Consider the following 23,244-nt stretch of genomic DNA (forward strand, 5'->3'; position numbering starts at 1 on the left):
AAAAAACCCGTTGGCGGAATTAAAATAATAGTTAAATTGGCTCTTCGCAAATTTTGGTGCACATAATGCCCAACTGCAGAATTCTTTAAGAAAGTTTTACATAAAATGTTAGCGATTGTCCGACAAAAAATGTAAGTTTATTAGTGTTCAAAAAATAAGACTTACAATGGAGACAATCGCTAACATTTGCAAAGGTACAGAAAATTTAGGAAACAACCAAACGGATTTAAAATTAAATGCTTTTGAAGTGGGAGAAAACCTCGTTGCTTTCCTCATCCCCCACTTTGCTAATTTCGTTATAATCAACTATACCATCACAGAGGATGAAGTGGCACTGACGCTAAAAAGCAAGTCTACTTGCGCTTGCTGTGATCGTTGCCATATCGAGACACATCATACCCGTGGCTGGCAAAAAAGGAAAGTAACCATGCCTCCGCTCGGTGGAAAACGTTTTACACTGATTTTGTATATGCGTAAATTTCACTGTAAGGCCGATGGTCATTTCTTTACAGAGCAACAGCCCGATTGGCTCAACAAGTATGCTAGATTTTCCATTGACTGTACAAGACTAATGAACCAAGTGCACTTACAGATGTCATCAGTCTCAGCTTCCAGAATATTGTCGGATATGGGAATACATTGCTGCCCCAACACATGTATCAATCATCTCAAGAATATAAAACTAGCTTCAGATAGGACGGCAACCAACATTGGTATAGACGATTTTGCTAAAAGGAAAGGCTATTCGTATGGTAGTGCCATCGTCAATCATGACACTGGTCAAGTGTTGGAATTGATTGATTCTAGAGACTCCGAAAAGGTCGCTGAAGTCCTGAGCCTCTATCATCATGTGTCCACCATCACTCGCGATAGGGGCAAGTGTTACATCAAGGCTATAAAGAAGGCTCTTCCTGCAGCAACTGTTGTCGCAGACAAATTCCATATTATGGAAAATTTGACGAAAGCACTTTTCCCACAAGTCCAAAGCCGCTTCTTGCATGAAAGAAAACGTTTGTTGGACAAAAGTGAAATTGGTCCCAAACCTCCAGTCTTAGATCAATCCTGGGTGCTACAAGGTATTTATGCATCTTTGGACTCAATGAGTAAAGACGTGGAAAAAGCTAAAACATTGGCTAAGCGGAAGTTGTGTCTTCAAATGCATGTAAATCAAGAGCTCTCTATAAAGGATATCCATGACAAAACAGGCTATAGCAGTTGCGAGATTAAGAAACTGCTAGATGCAACTTATGAGAGTTTTCTCAACCCTAGCCAACTATGGGTATATAAAAATGTGAAGTACATATCAGATAGAATCTTAGAGAAAAAGACTTTGGAATACTCAGGTGTGGTCAAGGGCGTTCATGGTTCGGGGAAAAAGTATGCAATGAAAATGTTGCTGTCCATTCTGAGGGAGAAATGGAAAAATGAATATGGGGAGTACAAAGAAAGAATGAGGAAATTTCTATCAAAAGAAAGCATACGAATGGAAGAGCATGATCTTTGGAACGCAATTGTACACTTTAATTCAAGACCAAAGACGGAATCTGTCAAGATTTTCATGCAACAAAAAAACATGTATGATTTGAAATACTTTGTCTCCACATTTCAAGGGATATTGAGTGGAGAGAACAAAATGGGACTATACAAATGGATAAATATGGCCATTGGATGTGGGGTGGATGGAATAGAAAAGTTTGCCATGGGTTTGCTTGACGACTACCAGGCCATCAAGAATTCCATTACCAGCAAATGGAACAATGGAATTCTTGAAGGAACGGTATGCAAGATAAAAACAGTAAAACGAATTATGGCAGGACGAGCCTCCATCACCTTGTTGGAGAAAAAGGTTGCGCTTAAGCTTTAGCACTATGTGCACCAAAATTTGCGAAGAGCCGTTAAATTTATATGAAAGAAAAGTTGTACATACAAGAATTTATTTGTAACTTAGTGTTGCTCAATACATTAAGTTATAAAATCAGTATGCACAACTTATATACAAATTTCGTAAAAATCCCTTGAATATCTGCTGTATTCCGTCGTAATTTAGACAAAATAGAAATATAATCTGCAAAAATGGAACTAAGCAATTGATTTCCCAATATGGGAAGATACATATATGCGTTTATGAATATGTTCTTTTTGCCATACTCTTAAAATGACATTACATGAAAATTACTGTTGGTAACTACTCTTTTACCTTTGCAAAGACTAATCTTAATATTTTGTAAAATCACAGCATAAAATGTTGTTTTTCAGAAATTAGATTTAACTTTGCACTCGAAATCAAAGCGTTCTTTGTATATTGCAAAGTTGTGAAAGAAAAAGAATATAGCTCGTTTCTAAATCGTTAGCAGTCACATTCTTTAAAATACTCAACTCGCTGATATTCAATAAATAAAAGAATTTACTGTGACTCGATACATGAAAAGTAACTGGCTTGTCAATGCCTGCCTCCCTAGCCCATTGCTTCAATCGATAGTTGACCGAGAAGAACGATGGCAGCTCAAATACCTTGTCATCAGCCCTTGCCTGTCCTCTTGCTGGCATCCACGACAAAGCATTCTCCGACAAGGGTACCGTTACCACATAACGGGTCTTCACCATCAACTTGCTAATATAGTATCCCTCCGTACCTTTTCCGATATCTGCCCATCGCAATGTCCTGACATCACTGATGCGCAAACCACAGAAACAAGCGAAGAGGAAAGCTTGCTTCACGGTTTCATCCTTGCAAGGAGTAGCCATCAACAATCTGATTTCCTCGATGCTGAGATAGCAGCGTCGGCTCTCTCCCTGACCAATCAGCTTTTTCTCTTCTTTCTTCAGTAGTTTGGTGGGATTCTCAGGTATGATACCTTCTCTCACCGCCTCATTCAATGCGGTAACAAACGTATTGTAATAGAGGCGTGCCGTACCCTTCGCCAAGTCTTTCTCATGATGTTCGCCCCGCTTGGGCACATCCGTACCAATGGTCTTGGCATGAGCCAGATACTGTACCAAGCCTTCGCAATACACCTTGTCCAGTTGTGCCATGCGAATATTCTCACCCTTGTATCTTATCAAATGCAAGAGGGCATGCTGGATGTTGACAGCATGACTGCCGCTCTGTCCCTGCTGTCTTTTTTGATCAGCATATAGCAGCATCCAGTCTTTTAAGAGCATATCCTTGGCCACCATCTCTCGCTGATAGTTACCGTGGCTCATACTCCACTCCCTGATTCGCTCACATCGGATGAGCATAGCGGTGCGCAAAGTAGCTTCATTCTTTGCCTTAGCCTCCTTGTCGCTTCCTCTTTTGTCATCTACCAGCAACAATCCCTTCAACCGCTCGTAGGTATAGCCTCTACCCTTGCTTCCTGCTTGGTAAGTACGCAGATAGATTGCCTTGTTGCCATTTTTCAAAGGTTTCACCCAAATCTTGATGGGTTCCTTTGCTTTTGTTTTAGTTCTCTTTTTCGCCATAATCTTTACTGTTTCATCTGTGCAAAATTATAAGCAAAATATATCTTCATCAAGTCTTTCAAGTTAAAGTACCTAAAGACGTACCTAAAGAAACAACTTTATTAGTAAATGCAAACGATTGCGCAAATTGTTTACTTGATTTGCATCAATTTTTGAACAAGCTAATGAAATAAATCGTAACTTTGCCAACGAAAAAGAATACAACTTACAATTTAACATAAGATAGTAATCACAAAATACAATGATAATTATGAAGAAGATATACTTTACACTCATCGCTTTACTGGCAAGCATGAACATGCTGGCACAAGGCTGGCCTGCTAACTATAGTGGCGTCATGCTGCAAGGATTCTCATGGGATGCTTACGACTACTCCCAATGGACTGTTTTAGAGAAGCAAGCCGATGATATGAAAGGATTCATCGACCTTGTATGGCTTCCACAAAGCGGTAAATGCATCGAAACCACAAAGGTGATGGGCTATAAGCCATATTATTATTTCAACCAGAATTCCTCATTCGGAACTGAGGCTGAACTCAGAAGTTTGATTGCCAAATTCAAAGCCAACGGCATAGGCGCAATAGCAGATGTTGTGGTCAACCACCGCAATACAGACGGCTGGTTCACCTTCCCTGCAGAGACATACAATGGAGTGACCTACCAGATGTTGTCTACCGACATCTGCAAGAATGATGATGGTGGAAGTACGGCAATACAGGCAAAAAAAGACGGGGTTAGCCTCAGCAATAACTATGATGAGGGAACCGACTTTGGAGGATGCCGTGATATTGACCATAAGAGCGAGAACGTACAGAAGATTATCAAGGCATATCTGAAATTTCTGAAGGAGGATATGGGATATACCGGTTTCCGCTACGACATGGTAAAGGGATTCAGTGGTTCTCACGTAGCTGACTACAATGATGCAACAGGTGTAAAATTCTCTGTGGGTGAATATTGGGACGGAAACCCATCTATCATCAATTGGATAAACAGCACCAACAAGAAGAGCGCTGCCTTCGACTTCCAGTTCCGTTATAATGTACGTGATGCAGTAGGCGTAAAAGACAATAAGATTGTTTCATCACCAAACTGGTCGAAGCTGAAGAGCGATTACAACCTGATGCATGATGCAACCTACCGTCAGTATGCCATCACATTCGTAGAGAATCACGACATGCAATACCGCTCTAAAGATGAGCCGCTGGATCCTCTTAAGCGAGATACGCTTGCAGCCAATGCCTATATGCTCGCCATGCCGGGAACTCCTTGCGTGTTCCAGCCACACTGGAGAACCTACAAAAAAGAAATCAAGAGCATGATTGAAGCCCGCAAACTTGCAGGCATCACCAACATGAGCAATTATACCAACAAGATGGCGCAGCCAGCATGCTTTGCCAATGAGACTACTGGCAACAAGGCTAAGCTCATCGTAGTTGTAGGAAACAACACCAAGGCATATACTCCAGGCACTGATTATGCACAGATTCTCGAAGGATACCACTACCGTTATTATCTTTCTAAATCTGCAGAAACCGCATGGTGCAACATTCCATCAGGCGAATACGAGGCAGGATTCAAGGCTAAGCTTACGGCTGTGAGCCAGAACAGCAATGCCAAACTGGTATACACTACTGACGGCACAGCCCCTACAGCCAAGAGCAAGCAGGTGGCTACAGGTAACACCATCAACATAGATGAGACCTGCACCTTGAAGGTTGGCTTGCTAAGCAACGGAACCGTAACAGGTATCCGTACCTACAATTATACCGTCAAGGCATTCGAGCCATATACCATCACCGTATATGCCAATGCCGACCAGGTAACCAACTGGGGTTCAGTCATGTATTTCTACGCATGGAATACAAGCGGAGAGCTCACAGAAAAATGGCCAGGTACTGCTGTCACAGCAACCAAGACGCTGAACGGTAAGAAGTGGTACTATATGGACTTCAAGATCAAAAGCAAGGATGCTATCGTAAACATCATCTTCAATCAGGGAAATGGAACAGGCAAGAAGCAGACTGTAGACTTGAATGCCGGCAACAGCACCAAGTATTATGAGATTACCACTACACAGAGTAAAGGCAAATACACCTGTAAGGATGTTACCGCCATCTGGGCACCAACAGGCATCACGGGAACCCCAACCATAAGCAATACCACAACAGACAATGCATGGTATACACTTAGCGGTATGAAATTGGGTAAGAAACCTGCTGAGAGCGGTGTTTACATCCACCAGAGAAAGAAAGTGATTATCAGATAAGAATACAACAAATAAGTTCAAAGAATAGTTTCAGTTTTTAGTTTAAGTTTTTCAGTTTTAAGTTTTTAGGTTTATTAAGGTTTATGTTTTTAGGTTTAGTTTTGTGTGAACAAAATTATTAGTTAGTTGTTTTAGGTTAGGAAAAAGAGGTATACCCAAGATTCATCTTCGGGATATACCTCTTTTCTTATTTTAATTATTTTCTTATTCTACTTATCTTTCGCGCTGGTCAGCCCCCCACATCAGTTTCTCTCTCAGGGTAGAGAAGTAACGCTGGTTGCGCTGCTTCACAATCTTGATGCTATGAGGAGCCTTGCGGATAATGAGGCGGGTTTCCTCCGTCATACGCTCACTACGACCATCGATGGCTACCAGATAGTTGTGGCTGCGACTCTCGATATCGAGCGTGATGACTGCCGTATCGTTGATTACGATAGGCCGGATGTTCAGACTGTGAGGAGCTACCGGAGTAAGACAGATGCTACCACTCTGCGGAATGATGATAGGTCCGCCATTCGAGAGATTGTATGCCGTAGAACCGGTTGGCGTAGTAACAATCAGACCATCCGCCTGATAAGTGACGAGGAATTCGCCATCTACATGCGTACGGATGGAAATCATCGAAGCATCATCACGCTTCAGCACGGCAATATCGTTGAGTGCGAACGGATTGCCAGCCAGAACGCCTCCTTCAGCCTCAACCTGAATCACCGCATGCTCCTCTATCAGACATTCACCAGCATAAAGACTGTCCAGCGCCGACTCTATCTCACTAGGCAGCACATCGGCAAGGAAGCCCAATCTGCCCATATTCACACCGATGATAGGTGTACCCTTGGCTCCCACACGGCTCGCTGCCTTCAGGAAGGTACCGTCACCACCCATAGAGATGACGTAATCCACATCGAAGTTATAATCCTCGAACACCCCAGCCGCCTTCACATCGAGATGCTGGTCGCGGGTAAGAAACTCGTAATAAGCATTCTCCACATAAACTTCAGCCTCCTTCTTTTCGAGATAAAGAAGGATTTTCTCTATCGAAGCCGACTTCTTAGCCTGGTATTCATTACCAAATATTGCGAATTTTAAATGTTGCTGTGCCATTTATTTTGTTATTTCAATTATTATTCTTACTTTTGCAAAGGTAATAATATAATTCGAATAACGAAACAAAAAACGAATAAATTATGGCAAAGGTATATGAATTTCTTGCCAATGGCTTCGAGGAAATCGAAGGATTGGCTCCGGTTGACATCCTCCGTAGAGGTGGTGTAGACATCAAGACTGTAAGTGTAACGGGTACTGAATGGGTAGAAACATCGCATGGTGTTACCATCAAGGCTGACCTGAAGTTTGAGGATATTGCCAGCTTTGAAGATGCTGACATGCTGATGATTCCGGGCGGAATGCCAGGCAGTACAAACCTCAACGAACACGAAGGTGTACGCCAGGCGCTCATCGCCCAGCACAAGGCTGGTAAGCGAATCGGTGCCATCTGCGCAGCCCCAATGGTTCTGGCAAGCACAGGCATTCTCGAAGGAAAGAAGGCTACCTGTTATCCTGGTTTCGAGCAGTATTTCGGCGAGAACACCGAATATACCGCCACCCTCTTCCAGGAAGACGGCAACGTGATTACGGGCGAAGGTCCTGCAGCAACCCTCCCATACGCCTATAAGATATTGAGCTATTTCGTAAGCAAGGAAACCGTAGCTGCCCTGCAGGATGGCATGATGTATGATCATCTCATGCAGAGCAAGTAATAACAATGAGTGAAGAAAGGCAGAATTAGAATTCTTCACTCTTCACTTTTAACTCTTCACTTAAAAAATGGATTACGTAATCATAGTAGCCGGAGGCAAGGGCCTCCGCATGGGAAGTGAGATTCCAAAACAGTTCTTGCCGGTAGCGGGCAAGCCTATCCTGATGCGCACCATAGAGCGTTTTCATGAATATGATCCTGCATTGAACATCATCCTGGTTCTGCCGGAGAGTCAGCAAGCATACTGGCACCAGCTCTGCGAGGAGCATCATTTCAGCATCAAGCACCAGATAGCTAATGGTGGCGACACCCGTTTCCAGTCATCCAAAAACGGACTGGCTCTCATTCCTGATGATGAAGATGGCGTTGTGGGCATTCACGATGGTGTGCGCCCATTCGTATCTAAGGAAGTGATTGAAGAATGTTTCGAGACGGCTCGCGAAGAATATGCAGCCATCCCTGTATATGCCGTAACCGACACCCTGCGCTATATCGACCAGCACGGAGGCGGAAAGAATGTGCTGCGCAGCGATTACCGCGTGGTGCAGACTCCCCAGACCTTCGACATCGGTCTGGCAAAGCAGGCTTTCAACCAGGAATACAAGGAACAGTTCACCGATGATGCTTCGGTGATAGAAAGTCTTGGCTGTCAGGTTGCAATGGTAGAGGGTAACCGTGAGAACATCAAGATTACTACCCCATTCGACATCAAGATAGCTGAAGCGTTGCTGGGGTAAAGCGAAACAACAAGACATAAAACAAAAAGCAGGAGATTCCTCACGGAGTCCCCTGCCTATTTTTTATAACTATAATAAACCTATTTTTGATAATCACTAACCTAAAAGTGCAAATCTCTATTTCGGGTCTACCAATAACATCAGTCAAACACCTTTCTCCTTCAGAAGAGTTTATACTGCTACGGCTGCACGTAACTTCAACATGCCACGATGTACCAGGTTGCGTACACTATGATAGTTCATCTGCATGATGTCGCAGATGTCCTCATATTTGCGCTGCTCTATATAATATAAGGTGAACACCTGGCGCTGGCGTGGTGTCAGCTCATCCATCAGGATCTGTACCTTACGAACATTATTGAGTGAACTTTCATCAAGGATATAAGAGTTTTCCACATCTTCTACTGTTGTAGAGATACGGATATCCTCCACCGCAGTCTCTGTCATATAGTTCTTGCGGCGAAACTCATCCAGCAATCTGTTGCGGAGAGAAATGAGTAGGTAAGAGGTTACCTTTGTAACTTGTAAATCCTGGATTTTAGAGATGAGTTTGATAAACACATCTTGTACACAATCTTTTACAAGTTCTTTGTCTGATGTAATACACAGACCATAATTGAGCAACATTTCCGCGTACATATCATATAAAGACATGAAAGCGTTCTGGTCGCCTTGACGATAGGCAGCGAGCAACGTCTGTGCTGCTTCCTCTCTTTCTCTGATGTTATTGTAGCTTGTTTTCATCTTAGGTGTACTTTTGTTTGTTGATGGTGCAAAAGTAGCCTAAATACGGCAAACTCTAAGGAAAAATCAGGTAAATGAATGGGAAAAATTGGTATTCAGTGTATTTTTCCTCCCATTTTAAGGGTACAAATGGCTTTTTATGCGATTTTTCAGTTCTTCTATGTCTGTTTCAGACAACAAGCCCGAAATCTCGTCAAGATGAAGAAGAACATATTTTGCCTGCTCTATTTCGGCAGGAAGATACATTTTCTCAAACTTTCGAGAAAATGCCGGCCTCCCAGAGTTGGCATCCGGTTCTACGATAGGAGAACCGAGTACCGACTCCAGAAAGTCGGAATCCAATAAAAGATTTCTTACAGATTCTGTTATCATCATTCTTTTCATCTTCTCTACTTTTATTACATCTTACATATTACTTCACATTCGGACAGGAGCCGCCGGCATCCATCACCGCCTTGCCATTCTCGGGTGCCGAAGCCCCACTGTAAATGACAGCCTTCTCAGGATAAGCCTGACGATACTCGCTCACACTCTTGAAGACATCATCATAAGTAACCTTGCCCGGACGAAGGCGACGCTGATACTGGCGAGGTGCCAGATTCTTGCCTCCTTCAGGAGCATAAAGTCCCTTCTGGGTATAATACCACTGTTCAATATGAATGATGTCAACCACCTTTCTCAACCCCGGATCCTGGAGGATGGCATCCTGCACATCCTTGTTGCACGACAAAGCCACCCAGACATGCTTGCCCGTCTTAGCCTCCCATTCGGCAACGGTCTGCAACCAGAACTTCGTAAAATGATAAGGACCCGTATACTCTTCACCAATCGACTGAATCACGTTCGGCTCATCAGCAAAGGCATCCAGCATCTTCATGATATACTGCTTATGCAGCTGGCGCATCACCGGATTATCTATATTATAGAAGTATTCAGCCATCCATACACGCTTATCACCGGCAAAAGGAACAGGTTCAGGGAACACCGTACCATTGATATTGTTGACCGGGCGCCATGGACAATCTACCCAATGGGCACCTGCCTCCAGAATATTATGCTGGAAATAGTGCTGGTTGATAACCAGCAAACCATTCTTGGCTCCCTTTTCTGCCAATTCCTCAATGCGGCTGATGTACCACGGATTCAACTTTGTAAGGTCATACTTACTCAGTCCGTCCCAAGCCGTGCCCTGTCCGCTTCTGGCAAAAGGCTGCTCATAGAACGGAGCCCAGACATCTCCATCACGGCGGCGCACACGTTCGTGGTCATCACGGCGACGGTCATACCACAAGCCGTAGTTCTGATTGAAGAGCACCACATGCTTATCACGAAGATGAGCCACCACACTATCCACACGGGTGGTAGTGCCCTGTCCCTCCATTCCCGGCACAAAACGGGTCACGGCATCGGCAATCTTAGGGAAAGCCGAGTAACGAACACGTCCGTTCCACCAAGGGGTATTCATTCTTGCACCCTTCAACAGCGTATCAGCCACCATGATCTTACCCTCCTTTATCGCGAAGACAGGCTTCCCGGCATGGGCAAGGTCCGCCTTTTTCTTAGAACGTTCCTTGATTTTATCCACAGCCATAGCCTTGACAGGAGAAACAGAAGCCATGAACCGGGCGCTGTCTGCTATCCACATCTGCATGGTGATGCGAGGTTTGCGAGCCTCCTCTACCATCTTCTGTGCCACATCATAGGTAGGATTGTTGCTCACATTGTTGCGTTCTCTCTCCAGCACACGACATTGGGCAGAGACATCCCTACCCAGTCGTTTCTCCAGAAGAGAGGCAAAGCGGCTCCATGGTTTGGCATGATTGTTACATTGCTGGAAATCGCCAGAACCATTAAACTGCGCCCAACAGGCAAACACATGGTTGTTGCTGCCATCAGGAATGCTGTCGGCAAAGATTCCGGCAGCCGTACATTGGTAAGCGAGGCTGTTGGCTGTATTCCATCCGATGCCGTAGCCTTCGAGACCGAGATTGCAGAACTTGATGTCGTTGCCATCGATATTCACATTATCGAAGAGCAATCCTGTACACCAAGGTCCCACTGCACCACTATAACCCAGCGATTCATAACCATCGCATTGTACGAAGGCATTAGGACCCGCAGCACAGAGACCAGCCACAAAATCGTGCATGCCCTGTTCAGAATAGCAACGCTGGAACAGACATTGTTCGCCCATACAGAGGAAAGTGCGACGACGGTAGCCACCGATTTCCGAGACAGGAGCCTGAGAAATGCAATCCTCTACCGTGATACGGGAAGCATCACGCTGGGTTACGACTGCCGAACCAGCCAGATGGCGGAAATTCACCATTCTTACCCAACCGTCTTTCACCTTATTAATATATACACCCTCCCAGGCATGGTTTTCATCCTTCGGATTGGTAGTATCATATTCAGAATCTATCGTGAGATTTTCTACACCCACATTCTTCAAGCGCCAGTCATTACCGGCGATGCGCTGAACGAAGCATTCCGCATCATCCTGACCGAGCGACATGGATAAAGGAGCATCCAACTGCAATCCTCCCTTTCCGTCAGAAACCACACTACGGGTCCAGCGCACATCGATTTCTCCCGGATGCCAGCCCCAATAGCCCAGATCCTTGCCTGCACCGAAGTCAGCACAGCCCATCTTCTGAATCCATTCCTTGGTAGAAGGACGTACTATCAGTATCTCATCGCCCATCTTGCAGCCAGCAGGCAGCGTCACTTTCCGCTCTCCCAACTTCCAGGGAGCAGACAATTTCATGGGTTCGCCCAGCGTCTGCATCTGCTTTTCGCTTTCCAGATACACCACCGCCTCACGGTCTACACCTTTTTTATATAGCACCGTCTGATTGCGGTCAGTACCTCTCAGCACCACGCCCGAAGTCTGGATACGAAGCGGCTGTGAGAGTTCGAATACACCCTTATCGAGCAAGACAGCCCCTCGTAGTCCCGTCTTCTTATCCATTTTGCGGGCAGAAACAAAGTCGATGGCTTTCTGTATGCGAGCGCTCTGGTCGCCTTCTTTCCATTTTACGAAGACCACAACGTCCGCATCCGGAATCTCCTTTTCGCTCTGCTGGTAGCCCACGTAGCTAAAATCAAACGCGAAGGGTTGCGCAAAGATTTGCACAACCCCTACTAACGTAAATATCCATATAGAAAATAATCTTTTCATACCTCTTGTTTCATCAGAGTTTTTATAACCTTACGGAAACTGTTTATTTTTTCTTTGCCGCTTCAATACGCTTATACCAACCCTCGTGCTCTGCCTTCAGGTCGTAGCCCCGTTTAGTGAGCCAGTTATTGATGCGTCCCTTGTATTTTCCGAACCAGCCATGTTTAGCCTTGGAATTTTCAGCATCAATGGCAAACTCGCGAGCTTCTTTCAACCAATTGAGAATTTGGAGTTTCTCGTTTTCTTTCAGAGAAGGAATCATCTCCAGATGAGCCTGATAGGTTTTCGGAACGACACCGAAGGTCATACCATCCTTCACCTGCTCTACCTGCTTCTCTGAGAGATAGTTTTCCAGATTGGCAGCAAATTCAAAGTGGTGCTTATAGAGTTCCGCATCACGCTCAGCCTTATTCTTGCCGAACTTCTCATAGATATCGTTCAGCAGGAAATAACGGTTACAGATGATGTGGAGCACATTCTGCTTGCTACTTTTATCAGTCAGTTGCAGCGCATCCACGATTTTCTGCGAACGGGCGATGATGTTGTTCACATACTTGGCATCACGCCCCACGCTGTCGAGCTGTACCTGTGCTCCTGCTCCCAAAGGAAGCAAGAGCAGACAGGCTGCGCCTAACAACTTATTTCTCAAAAGTTTTTTCATATTCTTGTCATGCATTAAGAAATGAGTCCGGAGAAACAACTCCGGGCATTCATTTCTGATTTACAGGAGTTTTCCCTTCTCTGCCAAAGTATCGTGGTTGTTCTTCATGTCAGTCCAATCCACCTTTTCCTTGGTGCTGATACCGTTGATATACTTCTCGATATTGGTATATCCGTCACCAGTGCAATCCTTGTTGGCATCGCTAGGGTCGTTAGGATTCAAGCCGTTGGCAATCTCCCACTCATCAGGCATACCGTCGCCATCTGTATCTACGTATGGCTTCACCTTCTTATATTTAGGGAATCCGCCAACCTGGCAGATATCTGTGATGATACCCAACTTATAGGAATCCTTGTCCAGACGGCGGTACTTAAAGCTGCCATCTTCAGCCTTCGACTTGTCAGCCAATCCCCAGAAGTCGCCGTATGGATTCTTCTTAGGCAGTTTCTTTACATAGTAAGCCTGACCGGTACGAACCTCTTCTACGATGCGCTGGTCCACGATGTCGCGGGAAGGAATAGTTGCACCCACACTCTCAAGCACCTTATCAAAAGTCTGGTCCTTAGGAATAATGGTCATGTGTGGCATGACGAATGGTTCGTTAGAACGCATCAGAGCCTTTACATCTGCAGGTATTCCATTTGGAAGATCCTTGTCAGCAATCTGAATACCGCCGTTCCAGTTATCCTTGGTTACAGCCTCGTTGCCTTCTACGATATTTCCTTCAGCATAAATACGACCATACTGAGCCCAAGGGAAGAGTTTGTTGCTTCGGCTTTCGCTCTTCACGATACGGTAGCTAATGGCACCCTTCGGAGTAAGAGGTCCTGGCTTATAATAGTTGTTGATGAAGTTGCTCATGGTTGAGAACTCACCACCATCTGCTGTACGATGTACCCAGTTGTAAACGATGTTGTTTACAAAGTTGAACACACCACCCCATCCGATAGAAGGATTACGGCCTGTATTATCCGCCCAGAGGTTACGCATGAAGGTAGAATTCTCTCCACCGATTGTACTGCCAAAGGCATGGTTCCATGTATCGAGTGCCTTGGCAGAGATGGTATTCTGGATGGTTACATTCACCGTAGGCACCTTGCGCTTTGGCTTACCATCGTGCAAATCGAACATGTGGCGGTAGAAAGAGATATTCTCATCCAGACCAAACTCGCAAGAGCAGTGGTCAATCATGATGTTACCTACCGGATTACCGCCGAAAGAATCCTCACGATACCATACATGGGTATTACCACGGCGGAAACGCATGTGGCGAACGATGACATCATGGGTATCAACCTGGAAAGATTCACCCGAAACCATTACGCCCTCACCTGGAGCTGTCTGTCCGGCAATGGTGATATAAGGAGCACGGACGATGATTGGAGTCTTCAACACAATATTTCCCGATACATTGAAGACGATGATGCGGGCACCACCCTGTTCGCAAGCCCAACGGAAAGAACCAGGACCAGCATCATTGAGATTGGTCACAGTCAGCACCTTGCCGCCACGGCCACCGAAGGTAAACATACCGCCACCCTCAGCACCAGGGAATGCAGGAATCTTAGCCTGGCGCAAATCGTATGGACGGGAAGCCCATGGCACATAAGGACGTCCTGCCATTGCCTCTTGTTTTACAATAGGGAAAGCCACAGCCCAAGCAGAATCAGAATGGGCAGTCCATGCAGCTTGCATAGAATCAATCTTCGCCTGAGCCTCCTTTGTGATAGTAGGATACTGAGCGAAAGTTGCTGCTGGCAAGATAGTCAATGCCATCGCAGCGAAAATCTTCTTACTTCTTTGCATTGTTTTAATATTGTTTGTTCATTATATCTTAAAGACGCCTTTCCCTTTCTTTTGTCCTCAATGAACATGCGCATTTTTTTCGGGAACAGGTGGCGACATTTCATCCGCAGGAACGTCTTATAACTATAATAGGTAAACGAAAGTTACTTATCTATTATTTTATTGAAACATAAAACAGAAAACATAAAATTGAAAAATGATGAACAGAAGATGTTTTCCTTTAGTTGCCGCTTCGCTGATGGCGCTTTCAAGCCAGGCGCAGCAGGTTGACTTCAACATAGCCAGCAGAAAGGCTGCTGAAGTTACTGCCCTCAATTTCACTCCTGTTGGTGTGAAGCAGGGCAATACATACCAGTTTGCTCTGGGTGGACTGGAGATTACGCTCGACGCACCCGTAAAAGACCAGATTATCAAATCCAACTGGTTTAAGCAGGGCATACAGTTGGGCGACCGACTCACCAGCGATGGTATCGTAGTATATCCGTCAAAAGGCAATAATGCCCAGCTCCGCATCACCATCCGAGGTCTGAAACCAGGTCATCACTCTCTCCTTGCCTATCACAACATCGTAGACGGACTTACCGGCAATATTCCTTCTATCCAGGTTTCCAGAGAGAAAGAACAGATAACTACCGTTAAGAAAGGCAAGAAGCGTATCCAGCAGAAGAGCATGATGCAGGAGATTCTTGCACAGGACATCAAGCAGACCGTAAGAGAGATGAAGGCATCGCAGAGCGGCCAGTCGTACATTGAATTTGATGTAACCGACGACCAGCCTGTAGTTATCCACTATCAGCTGCAAGGTGTGGATAACGCAAACAACACGCTCACCATCAATGGTTTGGTATTCGACAAAGCCAACCCGAAAGCCACCGCTCTCAACCCTTACCCTGCCGATGATGATCTTCATGTCAACGCAGAAGGAGGCAAGGTTGTTCTTCGCTGGCAAACCGGCGAAGGTGCCAAGCAACACCTTATTTATATAGGACAGCGCGCCAACCAGTTAAAGAAGGTTGCCACCACAAATAATGCTTCTTACGAAGCCACCGGTCTCAGCAGCGCCAACGATTATTACTGGCGTGTAGACGAGGTAGATGCCAACGGCAAGGTTTCAGAGGGCGAAGTATGGAACTTCCGTCCACGCCGTCTTGCCTTCCCAGGTGCCGAGGGATATGGAAGATTTGCCATCGGCGGTCGTGGCGGTTCGGTTTATCACGTTACCTCTTTAGAAGATAACCCTGAGAATCCGCAGCCGGGCTCTCTCCGATACGGAATTACCAAGGTTAAGGGACCTCGCACCATCGTCTTCGATGTTGCCGGCATCATCGACCTGAAAGACCGTCTGGTTTGTTCCGACCCATTCATCACGGTAGCCGGACAGACTGCACCCGGCAAGGGAATCCTTCTCCGTGAGCATCCTTTCGGTTTCGGATCAGAAGGCATCTTCCGCTTCATCCGTCTCCGACTGGGAAAATATCTCGATAAAAACGGCAAGACCATTACCCTCGACGGACTGGGCGCTGCAGGCTGCGACAATACCATCATCGACCACTGTTCGGTAGGCTGGACCATCGACGAGGCTTTCTCCAGCCGCAACGGCAAGAACATCTCTTTCCAGCACAACCTCATCTCAGAAGCACTCAACCAGGCTGGTCATCAGAATTATGTCAACGCCAAGCATGGTTATGCTGCAACCATCGGTGGTAATGTAGGCTCATTCCACCACAACCTGCTTGCCAACAACGAAGGAAGAAACTGGAGTATGGGTGGCGGACTGGACGGAGCCGGATATTATGCCGGAAAGCTCGACCTCTTTAATAATGTAGTATACAACTGGGGCAACCGCGCCTGTGATGGAGGAGCCCACGAGGTAAACTTCGTAGGCAACTATTACAAGATGGGACCAGCCACCAGCATGAAATATATCCTCAATGCCCAGTTGGAAGGTACCGGTCAGGGAAGTCAGGCTTACTACATGCACGATAATATCCGCCAGAACTATGTGGGCGATATGAAACAGAATGCAGGAGCTGTGGCAGGAAAGCATGGAGAACTGGTCAGCGACAAGGAAGGCGAAACCTACAAATATACAACTTCTCACGGACAGGTAGTCAACTGGAAGGTATTTACCGACAAACCATTCTTCCCATCCTATGCCAAGGTAGAAAGTGCCCGCGCTGCCTTCAAGAACGTATTGAGCGATGTGGGAGCCAACCAGCCTTGCATCGACCAGCACGACCAGCGCATGGTAGAAGAAACCTTGAACGGAACCTATAAATATGTTGGTTCCAAGACTGGCAAGAAGGGACTGATAGATGATAACCTGGATGCCGGCAACGATGCCTGGAAGGAGTTTGAAGCACTCACCGACCGTCGCCCTGCCAACTGGGATACCGACCAGGATGGAATGCCAGACTGGTGGGAGAAGCTGGCTGGTACCAACCCGTCAGCAGCCGACAACAACGAGTTGACCGATGGCGAATATACCCAGTTGGAGCGTTATCTCAACTGGCTTGCAGAACCACATTTCATCACCTCAGCAGGCAATAAGCTGACTATCGACCTGAAGCAGTATTTCGCCGGTTACAACCAGCAGCCAGTCTTCACTCTGGAGAACAGCATCCAGCCACAGGAAGGCAAGATGAAACTCAATAAGAAGGGAATCCTCACCATCAGCCTCAACAAAAAGGCTGCCGACTGCCTCATCGACATCAAGGTGAAGGCAACCGACAAAGACCAGGTGGCATCCCTGCAACGTACTTTCCACATCGCTATTACCCAATAGCGATGTGGAAACACAAAAGATGAAACACCAAACAATATCTAATCCCAAAGAATCAATAAAAACAAAATAAACAACTTTCAAACTTAAGGTAAAACATGAAAAGACAAGTATTATTCTCGATGGCTTTAGTCTCAGCACTGACAGCATCGGCACAGAGAATCGACTTCAATCTGGCAGGTCGTTCCGAGTCACAGGTCAATGAACCCGAGTACACAGCATGGGCAGTAAACACCTGCGAAACAGAATCGAAGGAAGTAGAAGATGCTGACGGAAATCCTATCACCATCACGCTGGCTAATGATGCCTCTTATGCAGGCAGAAGACTGAAATCATGCTGGTTCAAGAACGGACTCAGCAGTTCCAAGCTCATCGCCGACGGCTTTGCCATCTATGGTTACGAAGACGGTAACACCCCACAGATAACCGAAGGTGCCGTCCGCCTCAACATCACCCTCAAAGGACTGAGCACCGGCAAGCACTCGCTGATGGCTTACCATAACAACAACGATAGTTTCAATGCACCGAAGCTCGATGTATACGTCAACGGCACCAGACAGCAGGAAGGCATCGCACAGACCAACAGAGCCCTGACTCCATCAGCCTGCGGCATGTCGTACGTAACTTTTGTAGCTGAAGAGGGAAAGGATGTCGTCATCTCTTACGTTACCACACCGAGTGCCAGCGATGACAAGAGCGGCAATTATACCACCTCGCTCACCATCAACGCCCTCATCTTCGACCGTCCGAATCCACAGACAGCAGCTACAGATCCTTATCCGGAGAACAGAGATTATCATGCCGATGCCGATAACGGATCGCTCACCATCTTCTGGACTTCAGCCGAAAAAGCCGTCAAGCACCATGTCCTGATAGGTACAGATGCCAACAGTCTTACAGAAGTAGCTACAACTACCGAGGCAAAATATACGTTCAACCAGACATCCAACCTCAACACCTATTACTGGCGAATCGACGAGGAAGATGCTGCCGGCATGGTATACGAAGGTGATGTATGGACCTTCCGTCCACGTCATCTAGCCTTCCCTGGTGCAGAAGGATATGGTAAGTATGCTACGGGCGGCAGAGGCGGAAGCGTTTATCACGTAACCACACTCGAAGATAATGGCGATGATGAGAATCCGATAGAGGGTTCCTTCCGTTACGGTATCAAGAAAGCTACCGGACCGCGCACCATCGTCTTTGATGTGGCGGGCGTCATTGACCTGAAAAAACGACTCACCTGCAGCGACGAATACGTTACTATCGCCGGACAGACGGCTCCAGGCAACGGCATCATGCTGCGCGGCTGTCCTTTCGGTATGGCAAGCGAAGGCATCACCCGTTTCCTCCGCATGCGTCTGGGACATAAGGAGACCAACGGAGGAACTATCAGCGATGAAGATAAAGTGAACGGACTCGACGGTATGGGAATGGCAGGCAACGACAATGCCATCATGGACCATTGCTCTATCTCCTGGACCATCGATGAGGCATTCTCAAGCCGCAACGCCAAGAGTCTTACTCTTCAGCGCACCCTGATTTCCGAAGCGCTCAATGTGGCAGGTCATCCTAACTATAGTGCGGGTACAGCCCACGGATATGCAGCAACCATCGGCGGCGGCGAAATGTCGGCAACACTCAAGGTAGGTTCTTATCACCACAACCTGCTGGCTCATTGCGAAGGAAGAAACTGGAGTTTGAGCGGCGGACTGGATGGCGTAGGAGCTTACGATGGTCATCACGATGTATTTAATAATGTGGTTTACAACTGGGGTGGCCGTGCTACGGATGGTGGCAGCCACGAGGTGAATTTCGTGAACAACTATTATAAGATGGGACCAGCTACCACCCAGAAGAAACTGTTCCGCCTTCAGCTTGAAGGCACTGGAAGCGGTACACAGAGTGCATACGTTCATGGCAATATCCGTCAGGCTGCAGGCAATGGAGCCCTGACAGAAGATAAACTCAAAGATACCTATGTTGTCGAAACATCAAATGGTCAGGTAGTAAACTGGGAGCCATTCGTTTCGAAACCATTCTTCGAGTCTCTGGCAGCTATCGAGAGTGCCAAGGCAGCCTATAAGAACGTGCTCTGCGATGTGGGAGCCAACCAGCCTTTCCTAGATAATCACGATACCCGAATGGTGAACGAGACGTTAGCCGGAACTACCACGGCAGTAGGCAGTCAGAGTGGCAAGAAGGGACTTATCGACAGCGAAGAAGATAAGGGATGCGAAGGTTTCAAGGGCTTGAACATCACAGAGGCCAAGCGCGAAGCCAACTGGGATACCGACCAAGACGGAATGCCAGACTGGTGGGAGGAAGTAAAAGGCGTAAGCGACGGAAATGCCGATGAAAACGCAGATGGCTACACCAATCTCGAAGAATATCTCAACTGGCTTGCCGAGCCTCACTTCACTCTCAAACAGGGAGAAAGCGTAACCATCGACATGAAGAAATACTTTGCCGGCTACACCAACAATCCTCAGTTTGAATGCGAGGCAAAGGGTGATGCGATGAGCAAGATGAGTCATGATACGGGTGCCAACGAGGGTGAATATATTTTCACCGCCAACGAAGATTGTGGAAAGGCGCTCGTAGATTATACTGTCAAGGTAAGCGATGATGACAACATCAGTACCTATACCCGCACCTTCCATTTCTATCTGACAGATGGTTCTGCAACAGGCATTCAAAACATTCAGACCTCAATCGCAGCCGATAGCTACGAGGTATACAATGCTGCAGGTATCAAGGTGAGAAAAGGCAAGAATCTCGATTCTCTCCCATCAGGTGTTTATATCATCAAGGCATTGAAGGATGGCAAGGTAATCAGTTCGAAGAAAACTTGCATACAATAAGGCAATCTGCACCTTAGAAAGTGCATTTTTCATATAACTCAGCATCCTGAGAGATGCAAAAAAAGGAGCGCAACCATTAGTGATGCGCTCCCTTTTATGATCGTTTCTTTTATCTTAAAATTCTAACCGAATCACGTCAGATTACTTCTGAACGAACTTCTTGCCATTCTCGATAACGAGACCCTTATAAGAAGCATTCACCTGCTGGCCAGCCATATTATAGCGAACAGACTTCTTGGCAGAAGTTGAGGACAAGCCCGCTAGGCGTTCCGGCGGATTTGCAATCCGCCTCAAGCGAAAATGCAAATATAGTTTGGAGATATGAAAAGCCTACGGCTGGGGATTACAAATCCCCAATAAAGAGGTCGAGCCTTTTTTGTCTGCGGATTGCAAATCCGCAGGAACGCCTAGCGGACTCGCGTTACTTATTACGCCTAACGGACTTGCGAGCCTGTATTATGGACTTACGGCACACCCTCTCTTCTTGTTGCTGGAAAAGATAGGATATGTTGGCGAGATTGTTAGTATCTCCGGTCGCACAACAGCTGTTGTGCGCTTGCATAACAGCTGATATGCGCATGCACAACAGGTGATGTGCATGTGCATTTCACCTGTTGTGCGCCAACTATTATCCAGACTTAGACACACCCTCCTACAGAAAATATCAGAGATAGAAAACGGGGTGCATTCTCTATCAAGAGAACACACCCCGCAACCTTAATATATTATGTTATGACAATATCGTCATTTCTCTCTTGCCATTACTCAGCCAATGGGTCGAAGGTACCATTGGCACCACCATTGTTGTAATCACCCCAACCGATGGTCTGCTTCAAATTCTTGTTGGCATTAGATGCACCAGAAGTGAAGCCTAAGAAGTAATACTTAGGACGGAAGTTCATGTAGAGGTAATTCTTGTTAGAATCGTAACCATCACCCTTCTGTACCTTCTTTACCAAGTTGTCCTTATACCATGTAGACAAGTTCTCGAGCTGAGTATTCAAATCATCCTCACGGAGATCAACACCCTTAGGACGCTCAGTACCAGCTTTCAACAATGGGTCAGAATTGAAAGTTGTACCACCTACGCCATACTTATCAGCAACACGATACTGGATATTTTCACGACGCTGACCGTTCAAAGCCTTGAAGCCAAGCCATGTACAGGTATTGCCACCCCAACCAGTCAAAGTCCATGTAGAAGGAGCACCCTCTACCTTGCCAGTACCACCATCGAAGAGCATCCAACGGCGGAGGTCATCGAAACGCTTACCCTCGTAAGCAAACTCAATCTGGCGCTCATAGAGAATCTGAGAGATACAGGTAGCCTGATCATTGTAAGCTGCAGGTGTGATACCATCATCCTCAGAATTAGCAGCTGAATAACCAGCACGCTCACGAATCTGCTTAACATATCCTACAGCCTCATCCAGATGGCCAGCACCTGCTGCAACCTCAGCAAGGTTCAGGAGAACCTCAGCATAACGGAGTTCAATCAACGGAGCAGCAGAATCGAATGGAGCAGCCCCCTTGGTATCAAGGGCTACGTACTTATAAAGAGGAGTAGAATTAACATCCAAATCATCACTCTTCTTGCGTACATATACACCCTGACGACTCTTCAACAGGTTGTCTGCACCATAAGATTCACCACTCTCAGGGTTGCCGGCATCATTCATGCTGGTATACCATACATAGTTCCAAAGTACGTAGTTGGCACCATCCGAAGGGTTGTTCGCATCGCGCTCTGACGCATTACCATCGTAAGCCCAACGGAAACCTGGGAAAGCGAAGGTACGGTAGAAACGCTTGTCACGATTCAGGAATGGAGTCACGTTATCCAAAGTCTTCTCTGAACGTGCCAACTTGGTATAAGTATCGCAACTCTCAGGAAGCTTACCGTCTGACATCGGGAACATATTAATCAGCATCAGAGAAGCATTCTTACCGCTACCACCTGTATTAGCCGGACGAATCTGACGCTCCCAGTTGTTGTTCTTCTGATTATCGAGACCATCACCTGTTACATTATTATATAAGGTAACGAACACAGCCTCAGGATTATTACCACCATCGGTAAACATCTTGGCAAAGGCAGAACCATTCACATTGTCATTGGCAGTATACAGGTGATAACCACACTTGTTGATACGCTCCAAATCGGACTTCATGGTTTCATAAGCAGTCTTCCAACGGTTTTCATCGTTTGCACGGTTGAAGAGTGGGCTACACCACAAAAGCATCAAACGACCCTTCAATGCCAACGCAGTACCAGTAGTTACACGGCCTTTCTCCGACCATCCCGAGCCATTCTCTGTCTTGGCAGCCAACATATCAGCAGCCTTGTTCAAATCATCGAGAATAAACTCGTAAGTTTCCTTAGACGTAGCACGAGGAGTAACAGAACTTTCTACAGGATCCTGTGTTTCCTTAACCAGAGGCACACCGCCATACCACTTGAACAAGTTGTAATAGCACCATGCACGGAAGAAATATACCTGACCGAGCAATTCATTCTTCTGTTCCTCAGAAAGAGTGCTGCCGCTGATACCCTGGATAACATCATTGACATTACGGATTCTACCATATACAGATGCCTGGATATTGGCCTGGTCGCCCATGAAGAAATCAGGAACCGAATTTGTGGTACTGGTAGAGCTCAGCTCAACCTGTGGGTCTACAAAAGAACTGAGACCACTGTATTCCTCAGTAGACTTACCAGCCTCATCCGCATTACCCATAGAAGGATACTTCCAGGTCAAATCGTTGGTTGTTGGCAAACACCAACTGTAAATATCGTTTACACGACCATCACATCCTTCATAATAGTTGTAGACGTCTTTATTTACATTGTCATAGTTCTTCTTTTCCTCCAGGAAGCTGTCACTACAAGAGCTGAAAGCCAAGGCTGAAACCAAACCAAGACTGAATAATTTTATTGTCGTTTTCATTGTTCTTTTCTTTTTAAAATTATATAAG

The 23,244-nt window shown here is 46.2% G+C and carries 15 protein-coding genes and 1 pseudogene; 7 read left to right on the forward strand and 9 right to left on the reverse strand.

The features are described 5' to 3' along the window. Positions 1–166: 166 nt before the first annotated feature. The gene (locus tag FO447_RS10675; protein WP_118082171.1) at positions 167–1,864 is read left to right on the forward strand and encodes an ISL3 family transposase; all 1,698 of its coding nucleotides are present in this window, start codon (positions 167–169) and stop codon (positions 1,862–1,864) included. 41 nt (positions 1,865–1,905) lie between these two features. Next, a pseudogene (locus tag FO447_RS16345) lies at positions 1,906–2,013 on the forward strand (IS982 family transposase); the annotation flags it as partial. Positions 2,014–2,283: 270 nt separating this feature from the next. On the opposite strand, the gene FO447_RS10680 reads toward FO447_RS16345, so the two are convergent. Further along, positions 2,284–3,462, reverse strand: coding sequence for a site-specific integrase (locus tag FO447_RS10680; RefSeq protein ID WP_200756271.1), 1,179 nt, complete (start codon positions 3,460–3,462; stop codon positions 2,284–2,286). Between the two features lie 250 nt (positions 3,463–3,712). On the opposite strand from FO447_RS10680, the gene FO447_RS10685 reads away from it, so the two are divergent. Further along, positions 3,713–5,731 (forward strand): alpha-amylase family glycosyl hydrolase, encoded by a 2,019-nt coding sequence (locus FO447_RS10685; protein ID WP_200756272.1) that lies wholly within the window; start codon positions 3,713–3,715, stop codon positions 5,729–5,731. 213 nt (positions 5,732–5,944) lie between these two features. Here FO447_RS10685 and FO447_RS10690 read toward each other — a convergent pair whose 3' ends face one another. Continuing rightward, positions 5,945–6,835 (reverse strand): NAD kinase, encoded by an 891-nt coding sequence (locus FO447_RS10690; RefSeq protein ID WP_200756273.1) that lies wholly within the window; start codon positions 6,833–6,835, stop codon positions 5,945–5,947. 83 nt (positions 6,836–6,918) lie between these two features. Here FO447_RS10690 and FO447_RS10695 point away from each other — a divergent pair, with 83 nt between their 5' ends. Both FO447_RS10695 and FO447_RS10700 read left to right on the forward strand, forming a co-directional pair. Continuing rightward, the gene (locus tag FO447_RS10695; RefSeq protein ID WP_006847960.1) at positions 6,919–7,491 is read left to right on the forward strand and encodes a DJ-1 family glyoxalase III; all 573 of its coding nucleotides are present in this window, start codon (positions 6,919–6,921) and stop codon (positions 7,489–7,491) included. 67 nt (positions 7,492–7,558) lie between these two features. Then, positions 7,559–8,227: a 2-C-methyl-D-erythritol 4-phosphate cytidylyltransferase gene (locus tag FO447_RS10700; protein WP_200756274.1), complete on the forward strand. Its 669-nt coding sequence runs from the start codon at positions 7,559–7,561 to the stop codon at positions 8,225–8,227. A gap of 171 nt (positions 8,228–8,398) precedes the next feature. On the opposite strand, the gene FO447_RS10705 is transcribed toward FO447_RS10700, so the two are convergent. The 5 genes from FO447_RS10705 to FO447_RS10725 form a co-directional block, all read right to left on the reverse strand. Then, positions 8,399–8,971 carry an RNA polymerase sigma factor gene (locus FO447_RS10705; protein ID WP_200756275.1) on the reverse strand — a complete coding sequence of 191 codons (573 nt, stop codon included), beginning with the start codon at positions 8,969–8,971 and terminating at the stop codon, positions 8,399–8,401. 117 nt (positions 8,972–9,088) lie between these two features. Continuing rightward, entirely contained in the window at positions 9,089–9,346 is a 258-nt protein-coding gene (locus tag FO447_RS10710; protein ID WP_200756276.1) for a hypothetical protein, read from the reverse strand. Positions 9,347–9,383: 37 nt separating this feature from the next. Continuing rightward, positions 9,384–12,152: a DUF6298 domain-containing protein gene (locus FO447_RS10715; protein WP_200756277.1), complete on the reverse strand. Its 2,769-nt coding sequence runs from the start codon at positions 12,150–12,152 to the stop codon at positions 9,384–9,386. Positions 12,153–12,195: 43 nt separating this feature from the next. Beyond that, positions 12,196–12,813, reverse strand: coding sequence for a DUF3826 domain-containing protein (locus tag FO447_RS10720; RefSeq protein ID WP_200756278.1), 618 nt, complete (start codon positions 12,811–12,813; stop codon positions 12,196–12,198). 60 nt (positions 12,814–12,873) lie between these two features. Beyond that, the gene (locus FO447_RS10725) at positions 12,874–14,619 is read right to left on the reverse strand and encodes a polysaccharide lyase (RefSeq protein WP_200756279.1); all 1,746 of its coding nucleotides are present in this window, start codon (positions 14,617–14,619) and stop codon (positions 12,874–12,876) included. 196 nt (positions 14,620–14,815) lie between these two features. Here FO447_RS10725 and FO447_RS10730 point away from each other — a divergent pair, with 196 nt between their 5' ends. Continuing rightward, positions 14,816–17,404 (forward strand): hypothetical protein, encoded by a 2,589-nt coding sequence (locus tag FO447_RS10730; protein WP_200756281.1) that lies wholly within the window; start codon positions 14,816–14,818, stop codon positions 17,402–17,404. 95 nt (positions 17,405–17,499) lie between these two features. Continuing rightward, complete coding sequence (locus FO447_RS10735) at positions 17,500–20,265, forward strand: T9SS type A sorting domain-containing protein (RefSeq protein ID WP_200756282.1); 2,766 nt, start codon at positions 17,500–17,502, stop codon at positions 20,263–20,265. A 141-nt stretch (positions 20,266–20,406) separates the two neighbouring features. Here the strand turns inward: FO447_RS10735 and FO447_RS10740 are convergent, their stop codons facing one another. Further along, positions 20,407–20,559: a hypothetical protein gene (locus tag FO447_RS10740; RefSeq protein ID WP_200756283.1), complete on the reverse strand. Its 153-nt coding sequence runs from the start codon at positions 20,557–20,559 to the stop codon at positions 20,407–20,409. Positions 20,560–21,026: 467 nt separating this feature from the next. Beyond that, positions 21,027–23,216 carry a RagB/SusD family nutrient uptake outer membrane protein gene (locus FO447_RS10745; protein WP_200756284.1) on the reverse strand — a complete coding sequence of 730 codons (2,190 nt, stop codon included), beginning with the start codon at positions 23,214–23,216 and terminating at the stop codon, positions 21,027–21,029. Between the last annotated feature and the right edge of the window lie 28 nt (positions 23,217–23,244).

The sequence above is a fragment of the Segatella copri genome (assembly GCF_015074785.1).
Lineage (GTDB): Bacteria > Bacteroidota > Bacteroidia > Bacteroidales > Bacteroidaceae > Prevotella.

Coding starts and splice junctions, on each gene's coding strand:
- FO447_RS10675 (WP_118082171.1), top strand. CDS start 167: ATGGAGACAATCGCTAACATTTGCAAAGGTACAGAAAATTTAGGAAAC.
- FO447_RS10680 (WP_200756271.1), bottom strand. CDS start 3,462: ATGGCGAAAAAGAGAACTAAAACAAAAGCAAAGGAACCCATCAAGATT.
- FO447_RS10685 (WP_200756272.1), top strand. CDS start 3,713: ATGAAGAAGATATACTTTACACTCATCGCTTTACTGGCAAGCATGAAC.
- FO447_RS10690 (WP_200756273.1), bottom strand. CDS start 6,835: ATGGCACAGCAACATTTAAAATTCGCAATATTTGGTAATGAATACCAG.
- FO447_RS10695 (WP_006847960.1), top strand. CDS start 6,919: ATGGCAAAGGTATATGAATTTCTTGCCAATGGCTTCGAGGAAATCGAA.
- FO447_RS10700 (WP_200756274.1), top strand. CDS start 7,559: ATGGATTACGTAATCATAGTAGCCGGAGGCAAGGGCCTCCGCATGGGA.
- FO447_RS10705 (WP_200756275.1), bottom strand. CDS start 8,971: ATGAAAACAAGCTACAATAACATCAGAGAAAGAGAGGAAGCAGCACAG.
- FO447_RS10710 (WP_200756276.1), bottom strand. CDS start 9,346: ATGATGATAACAGAATCTGTAAGAAATCTTTTATTGGATTCCGACTTT.
- FO447_RS10715 (WP_200756277.1), bottom strand. CDS start 12,152: ATGAAAAGATTATTTTCTATATGGATATTTACGTTAGTAGGGGTTGTG.
- FO447_RS10720 (WP_200756278.1), bottom strand. CDS start 12,813: ATGAAAAAACTTTTGAGAAATAAGTTGTTAGGCGCAGCCTGTCTGCTC.
- FO447_RS10725 (WP_200756279.1), bottom strand. CDS start 14,619: ATGCAAAGAAGTAAGAAGATTTTCGCTGCGATGGCATTGACTATCTTG.
- FO447_RS10730 (WP_200756281.1), top strand. CDS start 14,816: ATGATGAACAGAAGATGTTTTCCTTTAGTTGCCGCTTCGCTGATGGCG.
- FO447_RS10735 (WP_200756282.1), top strand. CDS start 17,500: ATGAAAAGACAAGTATTATTCTCGATGGCTTTAGTCTCAGCACTGACA.
- FO447_RS10745 (WP_200756284.1), bottom strand. CDS start 23,216: ATGAAAACGACAATAAAATTATTCAGTCTTGGTTTGGTTTCAGCCTTG.